Origin of the sequence: Portibacter lacus (genome assembly GCF_021533215.1) — a bacterium.
GTDB lineage: Bacteria > Bacteroidota > Bacteroidia > Chitinophagales > Saprospiraceae > Portibacter > Portibacter lacus.
In genome coordinates this window covers 614,916-633,672 of record NZ_JAJNKA010000001.1, presented here as the reverse complement: position 1 = coordinate 633,672, position 18,757 = coordinate 614,916, and the positions used below count along the sequence as shown (strand labels likewise).

Sequence of the window (18,757 nt, the reverse complement as noted above, 5' to 3'; positions counted from 1 at the left end):
CTAACTTCTTTTTTCTTTATACTGCATTCTAGAAATACTATACCGTCCTAGTTGGATAATATCATCGCCTTGCAATGCAGTTTTCTGATTTTCGGGGACTATAACTCCATTAACCATTGTTTCAAACAAAGGTATAATATGAACACTTCCACCTTGGTATATTAATTTAGCATGCCGATCATCAACATACTCGTCTTCCCATTTGACAAAAACATAGCACTTAGAAGATCTACCAATATAAATTTCCATTCCCTTTTTTAACCACTTACTAATTGGCTTCTTCATTCCAGTATACTCCTGAGGAGAAAGATATATTAATTCGAAATCTTCTAGATTCGAAAGTACAGTTACTATCAGTGCACCTAGTACTCCACCTAGCGCTATAAAACTTAATAGTTTTGCTAACACGTCGTCCGGAGTAATGTAGCTTATTCCATAATAAATTAAGTAAGAAGCTAAGGATGAAATCACACCACCTATTATACCTTTTTTCGCTTCTACAGTTGAATTTAGGGACAATATTGCTCCGAAAGCTACTCCAAAAATAGCCCAGATTATTATCCCTGCTAAAAATGGTTGTGGCAATACTAAATATTGAAAAATATATCCTGAAAAGAATACTAAAAAGGAAACAAAGACACCTACCGTTCCTCTTATAAATATTCTCCAAAATGAAAATTTTCTAGAGTGTCCTCTTTCTTCCACTACAGCTATGGCTATTATTAAACACACACCTATGAATAAACCGATCAATGTTTGGTCTACCATTTCTGGAATATTCTTTAAGAATGATTCTCCTCCTCTTAATTCGAGAAGCCGAGCAGTCATTTCTTCAGAATTGAAATAGGACGAAGTCCAATTGTATAGCCAATTCACATTAACTATTTGGACTATAGCATATAGCACCCACGCAGCAAATCCTCCTGTTGCTCCAAACCAAAGCCAGTTCAGCACCCTAAATACACCTTGCTGAGAAAAGAAATTGCTTTGAATATCTTCCCCACCAGAACCATTACATGGATCTGCAAATTCCATACAGTTAGGATAATTCGGACAATGTCCAAGTGCATTCCAAGTCTCTAAAGACGTCATTTGCTTACATTTAACAACAACATCATCTCCTTCTTCGAAAGCATCCTGCGTAATAGGATCTCTTCTTATTTTATTTTTTTCAGGAACATAAGGAATTACATATTTAGTCTTAAATTCCCTTTTCTTTAACCATGGAACCATGTACATTAACAATGCTAATAGTGCGCCTACTATCCCTGCTCCGATCAACATATATATCAACCAAAACGTAGTGGTATAAGTACTTTGACTAATTCCCAAGTTAATGGGTTCTATAAATGATCCACCAGCATAATCGTAAAATGCTAACATGGCTGTAGGTAAACCTTTAGCTTGCCAATCAAGTTGTAATTCTCTACTCTCTCCTTTGAAAACTTCTTTTTCCCTAGATGGAATCAACTTAACCCTGTAAGTCACAGAATACTGCGCTATTACTGTTAAAAAGATATTTAATAAATCATCAGGACTTTCTGAATAGATGTATCTATCTTTTGAGTTCTGAGTTAATTCCGGAAGTCTTTTTAGAAATGTGGTATCCGCGCGACTACCTAATCCGATAGGGTAAAATGCCAGATTACTTTTTGCATCCTCCTCACTAACAACATTGAATACATCAGCGGGTGTAGGAGGAGTTGTTCCAGTATTCTTGTAATGCTGGTTCATCATTAAATCATTCTCCCCATCAGAAAGTAAGAGGATAATTTTATTCCCCTCGAAATTCTGCATTTCCTGGGTCTTTACTATAGTCGCTCGATATAAATCAGTTCCTTTTCCTTGTCTCGGTAGTGGAACATAATACTTTTCAAGCTCCGCTTCAATATTACTTTTATTAACTTCTACATTTTCAAAGATATCATCATGAAACGCAGTTAAATAAAACTTTGATCCTGGAGGTAGTGAAATACTCTGAATCGTATTAAAAATAGCTTTCTTAGCCTTTACCAATCTTTGCTCTTCTCTCATACTTCCACTCCAGTCAAGGACAAACAAAATGGAATATACTTCTTGATTTTGACCTCCTATTTCTTCGAAACGAAAAAATTTCATCGGATATCGCTTTCCATCGATTAGTTCGGAAAACTTAGCTGTAGTACTATTGAATACGGCATTGTTAATTTTAGGTGCTAGAACCGTGGCATCTACCGTATTTGTTTCTTGATTAATATTAACTGATAGTATTTGTGCACGCTCTACACTTTGTTCCTCTTCTTGTGCATAAGAACTTAAACTTATTAAGATCAGCAAAAAAAGTGTTGGAAAGATGTTTCTTATTTTCATATGCTTTCTGAAATGCCTAAATATTTTCGATTTTTTTCCAACTAAACCAGTTAGCTCCTTTCTTTCTATGTTCTACATTATTTATAGTCCCATCCTCTTTTCTCGTAAAAAACGCAGTGTCTAATGTTTCTGTCAAACTATCAATCTCCATCGCAATCTGATATTTTAATGGAAAATGACGCTGTACAGATAAATCAGAATTAGAAAGAAATAATCCATGACCTGGGTGTGTGTGAAACCAACCTATTACATCTTTATCAGGGTGTGTATCTTGTGCATCTCCTAACTCTTGCACAAGAGTAGCAGTACCTATTTCAATTTTAAATACATCATGATATTCCGGTACAAATGGAACGAACTCATCCATTGTCACTCGAATATGTCCAGATTCATTTAACTGATGATATCCCATTAGAAAACCACCTACTTCAGGAATTGCTCCTTCCATCTCCGTAACGACCTTATCTAGATTTTCTTCTTTTAGAAATTTACCTAAAGCTTTGATACATTCATTACTTAGGTATAACTCTTTTATTGCAGAATCAGGCCACAGTTCATTTAGATCCAAAAACGCATACTTCCCATTCTTAAGCACCTCTCTAAATTCCTCACCAGAAAGTCTACCGCCTTTAGCTTCCCGTTTTGTTATCTTCATTTTTCCTGAAGATACAAATGTGTTGCTTCCACCATTAGCGGGAACAAATTTTTTCACAGGTTTTGTAATCGTTATTTTTTTAGGCATTTTCTGTGCAGCTTTAACTACTTTCGGTTCTTTCGCAACTGGCTCAGGTGTAGCGATTTGTTGGAATTTTTGAGTTTGCTGAAATACTTTCGCCTTTTCCCGATATGCCTTTTGGGTACTCTTTTTCCTTTTATTATAAAGATACATAACTACCCCTCCTATAATTAATCCACCAAGCAGTAAGCCGATAATTAAATTACTAGAAAATCTTTTCGGAGTCACTGTAACATCGATAGGAAACGTAGAGACTGCTTGTGTCGTAAAGTCACGAATAGTTAGTTTCGTATATGTACCATCCATTCCTGAAGCACTTAACATTTGATTATCTACAGATATTTCTCCAACTGCATTCGGATTAAGCCCTTCGAATCTTGCCTCTAACAATGACGTTTCTTCATCATCTTTATAAAACTCAATAGTATAAGGAGAAACACCACCTTGAACTGTCAGAATAAAATCTTTTCCGTTACGGTCTAATTTTGCTTCAAATCTATTATCAAGGTCAAAATCAAACTTGTCTCCAGTTTTAACTTCTAATACATTAATCTCATATTTCTTGCTTCCTTTAACCTTTAGGTCAAATAAGTTTCCCCCGTTTTTAAAGATTTCTATTTCATCAGGGTGAGAAACCTTAATTTCAACTTCACCTAAGTGAGATAAATCCAAGTGAAAGATATTATCATCAGCTTTGGTTAAGGTATTATTCATTCTACGACTTTCATTACCGGATGTTATTAACACATCAGCATCAAGTCCTAACTTAGCCTTAGCAGCTTCAGCATATTTAGAATCAGGAAATTGCTCTAAAAAATCGTTTAATAAATCGGGATCTTTACTATCTCCTATTGCTTCCCATAACGCTTCCTCTTTCTCTTCATCTATAACTTCCCTCTTCTGGATTCGCATTAAGGTTCTTTCCGCAACAGCAATAAGTCTTTCCTCTATTGCTATTTCATTGTTTTCATATTTATTAATAAAACTCTGAACTGCATCTTCATCTTTTTTATCGATTTCCTTCCATTCTTTTTTTAGGTCTGCTATAGCACCTATCGGAGCGTTATTACTACTAGCCCCCGACACACCTTCCATTTCGAAGATCTGCACATATTGGCCTTCTAATTTTCCTGCTGTAAATGGAATTATTAATGAAAACTGACCATTTTTTAAGACTCGAAATTTGATATCTGCTTCAGAATCCGGTTTAGGTTCTAAAACATAACTGGTGGGCGATGATGCAATTTGCATTCCTCTGGTATCACTTAGCTCTATATCTGAGCGATCTATTTCCACAGCATTTGAAATCTCCTTGTCTTCGAACCATCTTAAATCTTTAATGCGGAGAACTAATTCTGCTTGGTCACCTTTTGCAATTATTTGAGGAGCATTTCCTTTTAATTTAACTAAGCGACCATCTTCTAATAAATAGAGCTGAGTCTTAAATCTTCCTGCCGATTCATCTGCAGCATCCATGATTCTTACTTGATCCTGGCTATATACCAAAATCTGCGAGAATAGCATACATGCTAATAAAGTAATAGACTTTTTGATGTTCATCAATTGATAATTTGGACTTTGGGAATAAGCACTACTTGTTCTTTTTCTGGATCACAATTTTCTTTTTTCCTGCAGCTTTTTTCGCTACAATATTTATTTTCATTTTGCCTGGAATAGCATCTGGCTTTTTGTTCTCTTTTTCACTTATGACTGGTTCCTCGATTATTTTAGTTTCCACTTTTCTTGGAGCAACATCGACAGATTTTATTCTCGGCGGTTCTTCCTTAATAGGTTCATTGTCTGCTGGTTTTCTATCTTTCGAATAGTCTATATTAACCAGTGGCGTATCATCGATTGCTATATCTTTATACTTGTTTACTATTCCATTAGGTTCAGCATATTCTAAGACCCATCTTGCAGCCTTGATATCCTCTGGAAATGGAGGTGTATTCTCTGAATGGTATTGCTTAAATTGTAATATTTCACCAATTCTAATGACTAATAAGTATAGATCATACCCTAACCCAAATCCTTTCGTATTTCCGCATATTCTGCCTTTATACTTACCTTCTGATTTTATGTTCGGATGCCATAAATCAGTCTGCATATAAAGTTCTGGCGGTTCTATAGGGTACTTTGGAGGGAAGGTGACCTTCGCAATGTGATGTTTTCCAAAAACTGGCGACAAATCCGGATTTGTACCTACTATACTTTTGATATAGAAATGAAAATGGTACTCACAAGGAATTTTTAAGGCACCTCTAGTATTAACAACCTCCCATTTGACGACGTCACTTTCTATTTCAAAAAGTGAAAGGTGATCTTTCGCTAATCTTTTATAAAAGGGATTCTTCTTAAAAAAATCCGATTTAAAATCATATGTTGGTTTGCTGGACATGATCCTTAATTTAAAGTAAAAAATGATTCAACGCAATAGCCGAATATAAATAACTACTTACCTCCTGGTACTAAACGAGGTGCTAGATATAGTGTATCCCCTTCTTGAATTTGTAGGTCAAATAAGGTTTTGCTATCGCCTATAGATACATTCTTCCTTTTAAATATTAGATCATAAACATAAGGGTTTCCTTCTGGATCCACTCTTGGAGCTACTTCAGCTGCTAGAAGCTCCTCTTTAATCTCTTTTCCAGTAGAATAGATGGGCAATTCTACTTCTAATTCATCTCCGCTAGGCATTACCCTAACGACTATTCCCATTACTTCCGAGTTAGACATAATTTGATTGGTTTTGTATGCTTAAATAAGGTTTTTTGATAAATATATTTATTTAAAATTTAAAAACGATTCATCTCCTGTTAATTCTACAAAATAAGTATCCTCGCTTGTTTCCACTGTTAGAATATGAAGAGGCGGAATTCCTACCTCTTTTAATGTCATTTCTAAGTTTGGAAAATCCTTATCGATCATATCCACATATTTCGTAATTCCTATCGGCTCGCCTGGCTCCTTCTGATAAGGCGTCTGCATGTGATCTGAAAAATGTGGTTCTGGAATCACAATGTCATGTGAAATTTCAGAATTCATCGATGCAATTTCCAGAATGATCTTATAATTTAATTGAATACTTATTTCTTTATCGTCAAAGTGTTTCTCCAGCCAAGTAAGACAATCACCGATTTTCATATCACTCCGAAGCTCTTTCGCATGCGTTAACTCCTCTTCTTTTATCTCATAATGACTATCACATTCTTCTCTTACTGGTTCTGATTGAAATTGAATAATCCAGTTATTCATTCCGTCATATTTGAACTGTTCTCCTGCCATCGACTGTTTCTCATTCCCATGAATAACCTTGATAGCTTCCTGAACTTGCATGGCAGCAATAATAGAAGAGGAAATAGGTGTAGTAGGCACTCTACCTTGCGTAGAATTTCTTTGTGCAATATCTGCACATCCCATCTTGAATCTAATATTCTCCCAGTCTACATTCGTTAATGCACATTCGTAGCAACTCTTCCCATTTTTATACACATTCAGCTGTCCTGATAAATTCTCAATTGCTCCATCTATCCATACTTTCCCAACTTTATAGGCGTATCGATTAATAAACAACCTAGCAATTCTATTATCCAGGCAACCGATAATCACATCCATTCTTCGCATAACTCCAAGCCCTACATCGATCATTATATCACCGTTAATAGTTTGGACTTTAACATTTGGATTAATATCTTTAATTCGATCTCCAGCAATTTCACATTTGAATCTATTCTTGTTGATATCTTCCGTCCGAAACAGAACAGATCTACAAAGATTAGCATATTCTATCGTATCAAAATCTACAATAAAGATAGACCCGACATTCATTAAAGCTAAGTTTTTCAATACCTCATTCCCAAGCGCACCTGCACCTACCACCATCACTTTGGCATCCTTTACTCTATCTGCATCCCACCATGACATAAGTCTAAAAGTATCATCCCAGTGTTCTTTTTGCCCACCAGTATTTTCTAACTTTAATTTTTGGGACTTTTTAGGTTTGTCTCCCATCTTTATTTTTTGGTTTTTTAAAATGAATCACAAATGTGCATTTGAAGAACCCTAAACTAGTAATTTATTTAGAATTCTATTTTTTCTTTATAACAATTTTCTTTTTTACAGTCTCATTTTCTTCACCTCCTTTACCTTTAAAAATAATTTTTTTAGATGTAACAGGACTTGGTTCTATATTTTTTTCTTCAAGAACTTCTACCACTTCATCTAATTCCGGAGCCGAATCTTCTACTGGAACTTCTTCATTTTTTTTAATGGTCAATTTCATAGCAGGCTTGCCGACCTTGATTGGCGCTTTACGACCTGAAGGTTTCAATTTTTTCTTAGGTGCCGAAACCGGGCCATACATGGTTTCAAGTTTTCCTATAAAATCTACTGCTAATTCATATTGCTTATGATATAAAAGTGCCCATTCTTCAGAAGGCAAATATTCATCATACCATATTTTCACTTTTTCGTATTGCTCCTTGCTATAAACAGAATCAATATCTATTCCATCTATATAATGTAGAATCGAAGCATCAGCAATAGATTTATAGTTTTCTACAGCATCCTCTTCATTTTCTATAAATGTTATACTCTTATCCCATTCACCTACAGCCTCTGTATTCGTAACGACAACTTGCTTTCTTTCTATGCTCAATATCGAAGGAACATCATTCGTTATTTTTATAAGTTCATTGCTAGAAATATTAACAATTTTAGCCATTAGATCTAAATCTTTAGAAATAGATTCTACATTATTATACTCTCCTCGCTTTAGTAATACTTGGAGAATTCTAGCGACGACACCTTGTTGATTTCCATCTAAAGATTCATAATCGTCAGCGATCGATCCTGTCATTAAGTTTCCTGAAGTCTGAGGGTTAAATGTTGAATCCCCTTCTCCTTTAATTTTAATCCCAGATGAACTTCCTTTCCTATTTTTCTGCAATCCGACTTTCTGTCTTTGTCCAGTGGCTTTAAGAAAATGATTAACATCTATGATTTTGTTCTTATGATTTTTTTTCCATTCAAACCATGTTTTAGACATATAAATCTGAAGCTTCCTAAGTTGATCCGCATCTGATATTAACTCTTCGATAAGTTGCAGGCTTAACTGCTCATCAACTTCCGATTTCTCAATTTTTGCTGGAATTTCTATAGCGTCTTTGAGGCCCATCTGATCTAGCAATCGAAGTTGATAATTCCCCTTCATAATGCTCTTATATAAATCCTCGTATTCCTTTAAACTTTTAAGAGAGAGGTCTTCTAGATTCATAGAGATAATACAATAGAAACCTAAATTCGGAGTTTTAATAGCCTTCGAAATCAGGTTTACAAATTGATCGCATCTTTTGCTATTTACTTTTCGTGTAAATAAATCTGCAAAATCATCAACTACCATCAGTAAATTATAAGCTTGATCTCCTATAATATCTTCTGCAACTCTAACTAATCCGTAATCGTTCTTTTCAAGTTTTCGGAGGACTTCCTCTTCCATACTTGGTTTAATTTTTTCACTTAGAAATGATTTTGGATTTACGATGGCTCTTGCCATACTCAGAACAGGATCATGCTCTGGTGTGAAATATACACTTTTCCATCGCGGACCATTGATACCATTAAATAGGTTCTTGTCGAAATTAGCCATTACTCCAGCCCTTAGAAAACTGGTTTTTCCAGCCTTACTAGCAGAAAGCAATGCGACTAATCTGTTTTGTCTTAATCTAAGTTTAATATTAGAAATATCCTGATCTCGTCCATAAAACAGGGAAGATTCGTCTACATCATAAGCTCTATGAATTCCGTCATGAAAACCCGGATAAGGGTTTTTTATTTTCAACATATTTTTCGGGTCTATAAACAATCAAGGCAATTGGGTTAAAATTGCTATGACCCGATAAATTTATACTAATTATTAATCAAATACAAATGAAGTGTTGCATCTTCGGTAAAATATGCCATATATTTAAAGAAAATTTAAAGAAATGTTCGCAGCTCGATTAACTGATATGCATGTATGTCCCATGGTAACGCCTGGAGTTCCACCAATTCCGCATGTGGGAGGCCCTATTATTATGCCTATCATGGGTAAACCTTGTCTCATAGGTGGCTTACCAGCAGCAGGTTCTGGATCTATGTGTACTTGCGTAGGCCCGCCAGATTCTATTTCACCTGCTTGTGCAACGAATAAAGTGATGGTTAATGGAACTCCCCTAGCCAAAGTTGGTGATATGACAATACATGGTGGCAGTATAGTTATGGGCTGTTTTACAGTTATGATCGGAGCAGGGGCTATGAACCCATCCGCTATTGCTGGCATGATCTCAGATGCTCAGGCTGCAGCTTCCGAAGTTATTTCAGAAGCGGCCGCAGTAATGGATGAGATTGCTGAAGCCAATGACGAGATTAATGCCTTATTAGAGCAGGACAACCTTTCAGAGTCTGAACAAAACAGACTTAACGAATTACAAGATGGCTATAATCAAGCCATAGACGATACTGGAATGAATAATGACGATTTTACAGATTGGACAGATTAAGATACTGACCAATCCATAAAAGCTCATTTTGTTTTTTAGTTAAAATAAAGCAGTCGCTTGACATCATTAAATAAATCCTTTAACTTGATTATCAATCAATAATACAATTTTAATGATATAATTTTGATTTGCCCCTTTTTCAGCTTTGACGTTTATTTTAACCCCAAAATAATCGCTGACCTGCAAATCCAATTTGGAGTTAACCATACCAAATGGAAAAAAACCAAGATAAGTCACCCGATAGTTCGGTAACTAGATCAGTTGCCCATGAACTTGAACAATCAGAAGTTATATATGCGACTGCATATGCTAAACCTCCGATTCTATTCGAAAGCTCGGATCCTACACACACTATCGACTCCAGAAAAACCGAAGAAGTTATCGAGGAAAAACCTCAAAATGAAATTACACCTGAACCAGTACAAGAGAAAGTAGCACCGCTAAGTAATACAGACCTAACACCTGCTCCTAAAAAAAAGAAAGAAGATGATGAAGAAGAAATTAAGGATTCAATTTCTACAGAAATAATTTTTGCAGATGCACCATTAGAACCACCTTCCGATGAAGAATCAGGCGAAAATGGAGCTGCAGGAGGAGGTACAAGTGGAGTCGGAGATGATGAAAATCCTGTTCAAAAAAAATCATCTGAAGCATCCTCCATTGAAAATGGAGCAACAGAGAATACGATTCCCAATCAGGTTATGGCGAAAATGGAGACTACCTTGAATGCGAACTTTTCCAATGTCAAAATAAATACAAATTCTTCAAAAGCTACTGAAGTTGGCGCACTGGCATACACACAGGGAGATTCTATTGATTTTGCACCAGGACAATTCAATCCAAATTCCAATGATGGCCAAGAATTAATAGGTCATGAACTTACACATGTTGTACAACAGAGGGAGGGCCGCGTAAAACCTAATAAGTCAGTAAATGGAATGTCAATAAATGATGATGCCGGACTAGAACAAGAAGCTGATAAATTAGGTACAAAAGCTGCTCATTCAACAGCTCCAATACAAAGAAAAACATCCCCAAATAATACTAATTATGATTCTTCTCTAATCCAGCGAAGTGTTGACACTGAGAGCCCAATTCAGACCTTACATGAGGCTCAATCCTATTTCAGCACCCATTTTTCTGTGGGCTCAGTTAGACAAGGAACAATCGAAGATCAAGCTGCTAAAATTTATAGATACAGAGGAAGTAATAGAGATCTAACTCAGGATCGAATATTAGAGATGCTTAGAGAGGCTAATTGGGAACCTTGGATATTACCAGATAATGACCCGAAATGGCAAGCAATTGCAAATTCCTTGCAAAATTTTTCATCTAATTTTAATAGTTTACCTCCTATATCAGAAATTGTTTTTTTTAAAGTTGATTATAATTTAAGTGAAGGAACAGTTGTACCAGTTAGAACTGGAGCCTCATATTCTGCAGGTCATTTATTAATTCATGAAGACTTTTCTACAGCTTCTTCAAATCTCAGACAAGCTACTTCTAGATCTGTGGAAGGTGGCGATTCAAGCCTTCAAGAAGTTCAGAATGATGAACAGCGAAATGATTATGTGGAATCGATTATCACACATGAATTAGGCCATGGTCTAGTAGAACAAAGTTTTGCCAGTGATCATGAATTTGGAAATAATTTTAATAGAGCGGTTGGATGGATTAATGGCCAGCTTTATGATATACAAAATGCAGAGGTTGCTGCCGCAATTCAGAATAGCACTGCCCCACCTGAAAATGCAAAAATTACCAGACAAAATTGGAACAGTTCTAGTATAAGAGAGCAACCAATTTCACTCTATTCAATTTCAAACCCAGCTGAAGATATGGCTGAAAGTATTAGAGCATTTACGCACAATACTGTAGCCCTAAGACAACGATCCCCAGCGAGGTACACTTTTATCCAAAATAATCTATCAAGTCAAAATCCCACAGGAACGCAATCAGATGAAACTGCACAAGGAAAATTCAACACAAACAGGGTAATAGTTCAGAAAAAAGATCCTGAAGAAAATGATGATGCAGATGATTTTCCAATAAATGAAGTCGAGATTCCATTGCCAATGGACAATGACCAAAAAATAAAAATTTCTCTTAATCCGATGGCTGGAGCTGAATTTTCCTACACTGCAGCCAAATTTCCACCAGGAAAAGGACCTAACATGATGAACAAGCCAAGCGAGGGAGGCTGGTCAAAGAAAATGCCACCTATTACAATCCCTTATGGACCTGGTGGTATGATCGCAACTGCTGAAGTTGGTGCTGAGCTGTCTGCTGGTGTAAAGGGCTCATTTAGTGTGGGGAAATTTGTAATTCCACCTTTTAGAGAGGAAGGAAGACAAGCGAGTTTATCTGGATCTGCTGATCTCACGGCCAAAGCTGAAGGAGAAGTAGGTCTTGGAATTTATGCAGGTGCTTCAATTGCACATATTGCTGCTTTAGGATACCTCAACATTACAGGATCCATTGGTACTTCGTTTGGACTTTCTGGATCTGCTAGTTGGAATCCGGATGGAGACATGATTGAAGGTGTGATAAGCCTAGATGTAAGTATGAAGGTTGGAGTAGAAGCAAGTGGTGGAATAAAATTGACCTATTACACACCCATATCCGATGGTACTTTTGCTAAATTTGAGCTAACAAAAGCCCCCCTAGGCACTATAGAAATTCCAATAAAAGCAGGGGTAGATTTAATTTCAGGCCAACAAGTTGGGTCTGCCGAGATTAAAACAGAAGGTATTAATTTAAGTCTTCCACCATTTACTAAAACTGGGACAATTACTCGAGAAGAATGGGAAAAAACAATGGGTGGATCTAGAAGTGGCGGCTCAGGCTCTCCAGGTTATAGCTATGATGAAATGCATGGGCAGGGTGGAGATCAAAATAATGGCAATGCTGGAAGTGGTGGCAATACAGGTCAATATAAATTAATAGAACAAAATCTAAACTTAGTAGAAGTTTCAAATTCTCAAAGTATAATTCCAGAAAATACCAATGAGAAATCAGCTAACAATACTATTAATGCACCGCAACAATTTAAATTAAATAATCAAACAATTCAGTTATCTGATCAGGAAGAAGAAAATGAAGTAAAAGAGGTTCCTTCTACATCCATTATAAAACAAGCTACTTCAAAATTTGCATTTGATAACAACAATTATAATGTTTCAGGAAAACTCAGAGATGTCATTAAACAGATAACTCAGGAAGTTAAAACTTCAAGACAAAAAGAATCTGGAAGCATTACTACTGTTTTTAGCATTTCTACTAGCCCACATTTAAAAGATACAGCAAGGGTAGATTTAATTGTAATAATAACAAAACGCATGCCCATTTGGACTGATCTCCCAAATGTAAAAGCATTGGCCAACGATAAAAATGAACCTGATCAAGCTTATTATAAAAAAATTGTAAAATCTTGGACAGATTTCTATTCTGAATTAGACGTTCATGAAGAAGGCCACAAAGCTATTGACCTTGTACAATATAAAGACTCCCACAAAGGATTGATAGGAAAGACCGTAGCTGATATTGATAGTGTTCTAAATCATATTGAAACAACAGCAGAAGAAGAACATACTAAATATCACACTAATCATGGCAGTCATATAACAATAACAGATGTTCAACGCCCCTATGAGGTAACTGTCGACAAAAGTGATGATGATCCTGACTCAGTTCAATACAAATTTAGCAAACCTGACAATAGTCCTGACAATGCCTTTCACATTGACGGTTCCAATGTTATGCAGAAAATGGAGGATTCATTTGGGACCAGCTTTTCTAACGTCAATATTCATGAAAACTCCTCAAAAGCCACAGAAGCAGGAGCACTAGCCTACGCTCAAGGCAATGATGTTCATTTTGCTCCAGGCCAATTTAAGCCTAATACCCAGAGTGGCCAAGAACTAATCGGGCATGAGTTAACACATGTTGTGCAACAACGAGAAGGAAGAGTAAAACCTACTGTTCAGCATAAAGGAATGGATGTCAATGATGATCCAGGTTTGGAAAAAGAAGCAGATGAAATGGGCGCTAAAGTTGCACAAAATAATGCAACCCAATTAAAATCTAATGATTCAATAAAAAGTAATATTCATAGATCTTCCAGTAACGGAGTTATCCAAAATAAAGTCAATCCTATTCAAATGATTGGGGGTTATGACTCAATGACTCCACCAACTATCACCCCTGCAGATCATGCAAGGGTAAATGCTCGAATGGCTACCAGAAATAGTGAGAATATGGCTGACGCTATCAGAACAGGAGATATTAGCAGTATAAGAGCAATAACTAATTTTTCTTCTGCTACTACAGCTCAACGAATGGTTTTTGTTGATAAAATTCTAGAGCAATGGTGGATATCACCTTGGGACGAAGTTGCTCTAGAAAGAATTTGGAATTCTTTTGGAGAAAATATTGCCGAAGTTGGTGCAAATGAAGCAAACAATACCCGATGGGATAATTGTATTGAAAGAGGAATGGACCCTAGTAATATACGAGCATTAGGTGACTTAAGAGACAATTTCAGTTCAGACGTTCAAGAAACTGCAAAAGATTATATAAGAGCAAATATACTCTACGCTCAAGATGAAATGGTTCGGCTTGGACTGCGTAATTCCAACACAGAAGAAAGTCCAACTGCAGAAATAGAACAAAGGTTGAGATGGGAAGAAACTCAATATTTAGCTTCAGAGACTCAAAGATTAATAGAAGCCCAACGACTATTAAGACAAGTTCACGTAGGGTATCGTCGTTGGATGACAGTTGATAGGGGTGGTTCAGTTTCAGGCAGTGGCGTTTCACATGCTTTATTTAATCCAACATTAAGACCAACATACTCAACTCATCCAGATACTGATGAAGATCCCGCCAAAACTTGGGAAGAAACAAAGGTAGAATGGGATAAATCTGTTGCAGCAATTAATGCTATAACTTCACAAAGCCCAGCGGTCTATGCGGCTTTTTCTTCGGGAGGTGATAATCTAAGTAATTTATCAGAAGATAACCCTGAAACAGCTCGTGAAACTGCATCAAGACTTTTAACTGATTTGGAAAGAAATGGACAATTAACGCTACCTAAGATAGATTCTCTTGATTTAGATTGGAGAGATCTTGTTCCTATCCATAATCAATTGTATTCCGGTATAAAAACAGGTCCAAGTGAAGTCGATTGGAGTAATGATTTTAATAAATCAGTAGCAAGAGATGTAATTGGCGATCATGAAACCAGGGAATTCTGGATTGCGTTAGGTCTTGGAACTGCATCCGCTGCGGCATTTATAGTTTCTGAATTGGCAACAGGTGGTTTTGCGACTGGATTTTGGTTAGGGGTAGGAATTGGAATAAGTGGTGCCCAAGCAATTAGTTCATGGGAAAACTGGGAAGATTTAGACACTGCTAACGATTCCGCAGCAAGTCATGAATCACAGCTAGTCGAAGATGGACAGGTCAATGCTGCTTTGCTTCAGGCAATTGTCGATAGTGTTTTTGCATTTGTTGATGTAGCCACTCCTGGTGTGCGAGGTGCTATGGCATTAAGATCCGCAGCACGATTAGAGACTGCATTAATGACTCGAAGTGCAGCTCATATTTTAGAAAATATGGGTGAGCTAACAGCTCGAGAAAGTGCTGAAGCTATACAAAGAGGAATTGCTGAATTAGGAGTCGAAGAAACCATGAGAAAAACAGGAAGATCAGTTGAAGAACTAAGTGATATAATCCGTTCTGGAAGCTTAGGTGATGAGGTTGCTGAAAGCTTACTACAACGACTAAGACAAGCTGAAGAACTCGGGCTTGGAGAAGCTGGAGATTCAACAATCAGAACTATTGGCTCTCCTATGGAAACAAGCTGGGCGACTGAAAGGTCCATTGAACAAGCTTTGGCGGATATGAGTACTGCTATTTCTGAAGGAACAATAAGTAGAGATTTTGCGTCACAATTAACATCAGAAGCTATTGAGAGACTTGGACCAACAGAAGTTTTACGGAGGTGCGGTTGGGATAATCTGGTAAAAACATTACCTGATGGAGGCCCCGCAGGAGCTCGACTTATGGAATTCCGAGAAAGCATATTTGCAGATTTACAGAGATTCGTAAGAGAAGAGTTAGAAGGCGACGTTGTGGCTACAGGTACTAGAGGTAATTTTTCTAATGACCTGGATATGTCCTTTACTGGAGCTAATGCTGCTTCTGCAAGACAACAAGCAATGGAATATATTGCTAGAAGATTAGGTATAGAAAATAGTCCAAGCGTCCTAGATAGGGTATTGTTAATGGGCATGTTTACTGATCCTAGAAGGATTCATGCATATGATACGCTTCCAGCTGCTATGCGTGAAGAAGTTGCAAGAATTCAGGCAACTAATCAAGAGCAACTAATTTGGAATAGAAGAGTGTGGGAGGCAGTTGAACATAATAATGATGAAATGGCCCAATCAATCAGAGAAACTATGGAAGATTTAGGTATTCCTGAATTTAATTACAGACCATTATCTAGTGGTGAAATTAGAAGGTTGTCTCAAAGAATTGATTCCTTGTGGGGACAATTGGATACAGCGATTGAGAGCGGTGATCAAGTTGCTCAGCGTAGTTTGGCTGAAGAAATTGGCAATTCTCAAGCGTTAATAAATGCAGCCGAAGAAGGTGGATATTTTTCGGGCGGGGGTGTCCGGAGATTTGTGACAGAAAGGCCTGGTGAAACTCCATTTCCGAGATTACCCGGGGGGGCTGAACATGGTATGCTTAGCGCAGAAAGGCTTACTGCACTTATTGACCAATTGCCAAAATTAGATCATTCTTTATTAAAATTATCCGGATCTACTGAAGACGTTATAGCTGGAGTTAGAGGAATTGGAAAATATGGAGCTCGAGTTGCTGAAGTTGCTGGCGAAGCAGGAGTTGAAAATGGTGCTGTTTGGAGAATTCTAGAAGAAAATTGTCTTGAATTAAAACGAGCAGCAGACAGTGGTGGTATAGCAAGAAGTATGACCGCAGGTGATGCTGAAGTAGTGATAAGAGATGCGACAAGAGCATTCCAAGCCATAATAGAGAGCTCGGATGGAATTATTTTACAATTAAGAAATGGCACTACAGTCCAAGGTGTTGGAACTTTAGCTAGCGAAATTCAAAGGACTACAAGAAACCATGTTTTCCTCCTCAGGAGCATTGATTGGACGACTCAAAACTTGAATATTTGCGCACGAGCCATTAGAACAGGAGTTGCATTAGTCGAAATTGCTACTGATTCTGCTACTGATGCTTTACCAATTGACTCTTCAGATTATGAAGATGGCGATGATTTTGTAGTACAAGAGAAGTCTCGTGATCAGCAGAATACTAATAATCCAGTTCAACACAAATTAGCATCTCAAAAATCTAATAATCCTTCAAACGATATTATTCAACAAAAACCGGCAATCCCATCTGATGTAAATGTTCATACTAACTCATCGCAAGCTAGCGAAATGGGAGCCCTCGCATTTGCCCAAGGATCAGACATTCATTTTGCACCAGGTCAGTTTAAACCCGACATGCAAAGCGGCCAAGAATTAATAGGGCATGAATTAGCACATGTACAGCAACAAAAAGAGGGAAGGGTGCAGCCAACAATTCACACCAAAGGAAATCCTGTTAATGATGACCCAGCACTCGAATTAGAAGCCGACGATTTCGGAAAGAAATTTGCTTCGCAAAATACTGTTCAACCTAAATTAAATACTGATAATCTTTACTTAAATCATTCAGGTTTTTCTAACGCTCCTATCCAAAAACATGAAGACGAATCCGAGGAAGTTGACCAAGAAAGAAACCCACTAGAACAGCTACTTGGAATGGCTAAGGAGACTTCTGATCTCAATGATTTTGCTCATGTAAATGGAATTGCTGTCGAAGAAGTTACAGCTGCTGTACGGAATGCTTCAATGGGTTCAATTTTAGACAATTTAAAGACTGCTACCGCATACTTAGTGGCTAAGGTTGCTGGACACCCCGCTGCAAATTATATTGCTAGTGGCCAAGTTAAAGTAAAAGCGCTTACTGAGGCTGAAATGATCGAAAAAACAGGCGTTTCCGCTTCTGGATTTTATGCTAGTATGAATAGCACTGATGGAAAAATCATTGCAGATACTTTATACCTTAGAAATAATATTATTATTTCTGAATTGAGTTCCAGAGGCTTAATCATTCATGAATTAACTCATGCAACAGACGATGCAAATGCTGAAACTTTAGACGGTCAAGATTCTACTACTATTTCTCAATTTGATTTCGAAGCGAATGGGTATAGAAGTCAAGCTAAATATATTATGGACCAGATTCATGCAGCTGAAGAAGGTCTTGCACAAACATATTGTGATGAAATTGAAAAGGTAATCATAGGAAGTGACGGAATGGTTTTCGTCTATTCATTCTACCTTGAAGCCCAGAAAAATAAAGCAAAATATACACCTATTATTCTAAAAATATTAGCAGAACCTTTCTCAGATGTTTCGGATGAAACCGTTCTTTCTAATTTGGAAATGGATACATTCAAAATTGAAATGGAACTTTATAATGCGCTTGCTGCACACCCTATGTATCCAGATATTGATACAACAAACGTAAGGGTGGATGGATTAAAAGAACATGTAGTGCAACCTAAAATGGATCCTGAATCTAAAGAAAATCCTGCTAAAGAAGTAACCCAGAGAAAGACATTCAAACCAGATGCAGCTAATATTCACCAACATAAAATAGCTTTCCAATTGAAATTAGAAAATAATCAAAACTCCTATAAAGGAACTAACAATGCTATAGCCTTTCAGATAAATGAAAACAATGAGAAAAGTAAGAGACAAGAAGATTATGCTCCTTTTAAAGTATAACTAACATTTCTATTGAGAGGTTTTTATTATTTACCATTAAGAGGCCATATATATACCCATCAATCTTTCGTGTAACTAAAAAACAAGAATCCTTTTAGTGAAAATTATTAATTTTTAACATTTAAAATATTCAGGTAAATTCAAAAAACCATCACTGGTTATTTGATTTTCACAGACATACACTAATTATTTTAATTGTCATCATTGACTTAAGCATAACTTTCCCCTATATTGAATTCTTAAACGGAAAACAGAAG

General features: G+C 36.8%; 7 protein-coding genes and 1 pseudogene. 2 read left to right on the top strand and 6 right to left on the bottom strand.

Features of this window, described 5'->3' with window-relative positions; genetic code table 11:
- From L2586_RS02220 to L2586_RS02195, 6 genes are all read right to left on the bottom strand, one after another.
- Positions 1–2,349, bottom strand: coding sequence for an FHA domain-containing protein (locus L2586_RS02220; protein WP_235291133.1), 2,349 nt, complete (start codon positions 2,347–2,349; stop codon positions 1–3).
- A gap of 16 nt (positions 2,350–2,365) precedes the next feature.
- On the bottom strand, positions 2,366–4,645 hold the full coding sequence (locus tag L2586_RS02215; protein ID WP_235291132.1) for an MPN domain-containing protein: 2,280 nt from the start codon (positions 4,643–4,645) through the stop codon (positions 2,366–2,368).
- Between the two features lie 31 nt (positions 4,646–4,676).
- On the bottom strand, positions 4,677–5,483 hold the full coding sequence (locus tag L2586_RS02210; protein ID WP_235291131.1) for a ubiquitin-conjugating enzyme E2: 807 nt from the start codon (positions 5,481–5,483) through the stop codon (positions 4,677–4,679).
- 53 nt (positions 5,484–5,536) lie between these two features.
- Complete coding sequence (locus L2586_RS02205) at positions 5,537–5,821, bottom strand: EsaB/YukD family protein (protein WP_235291130.1); 285 nt, start codon at positions 5,819–5,821, stop codon at positions 5,537–5,539.
- 48 nt (positions 5,822–5,869) lie between these two features.
- Complete coding sequence (locus tag L2586_RS02200) at positions 5,870–7,096, bottom strand: HesA/MoeB/ThiF family protein (RefSeq protein WP_235291129.1); 1,227 nt, start codon at positions 7,094–7,096, stop codon at positions 5,870–5,872.
- 76 nt (positions 7,097–7,172) lie between these two features.
- Positions 7,173–8,927 carry an nSTAND1 domain-containing NTPase gene (locus tag L2586_RS02195; protein ID WP_235291128.1) on the bottom strand — a complete coding sequence of 585 codons (1,755 nt, stop codon included), beginning with the start codon at positions 8,925–8,927 and terminating at the stop codon, positions 7,173–7,175.
- Positions 8,928–9,069: 142 nt separating this feature from the next.
- On the opposite strand from L2586_RS02195, the pseudogene L2586_RS24760 reads away from it, so the two are divergent.
- Positions 9,070–9,369 (top strand): annotated as a pseudogene (locus tag L2586_RS24760) (PAAR domain-containing protein); the annotation flags it as partial.
- A gap of 467 nt (positions 9,370–9,836) precedes the next feature.
- Complete coding sequence (locus L2586_RS02185) at positions 9,837–18,500, top strand: eCIS core domain-containing protein (protein ID WP_235291126.1); 8,664 nt, start codon at positions 9,837–9,839, stop codon at positions 18,498–18,500.
- Positions 18,501–18,757: the final 257 nt, after the last annotated feature.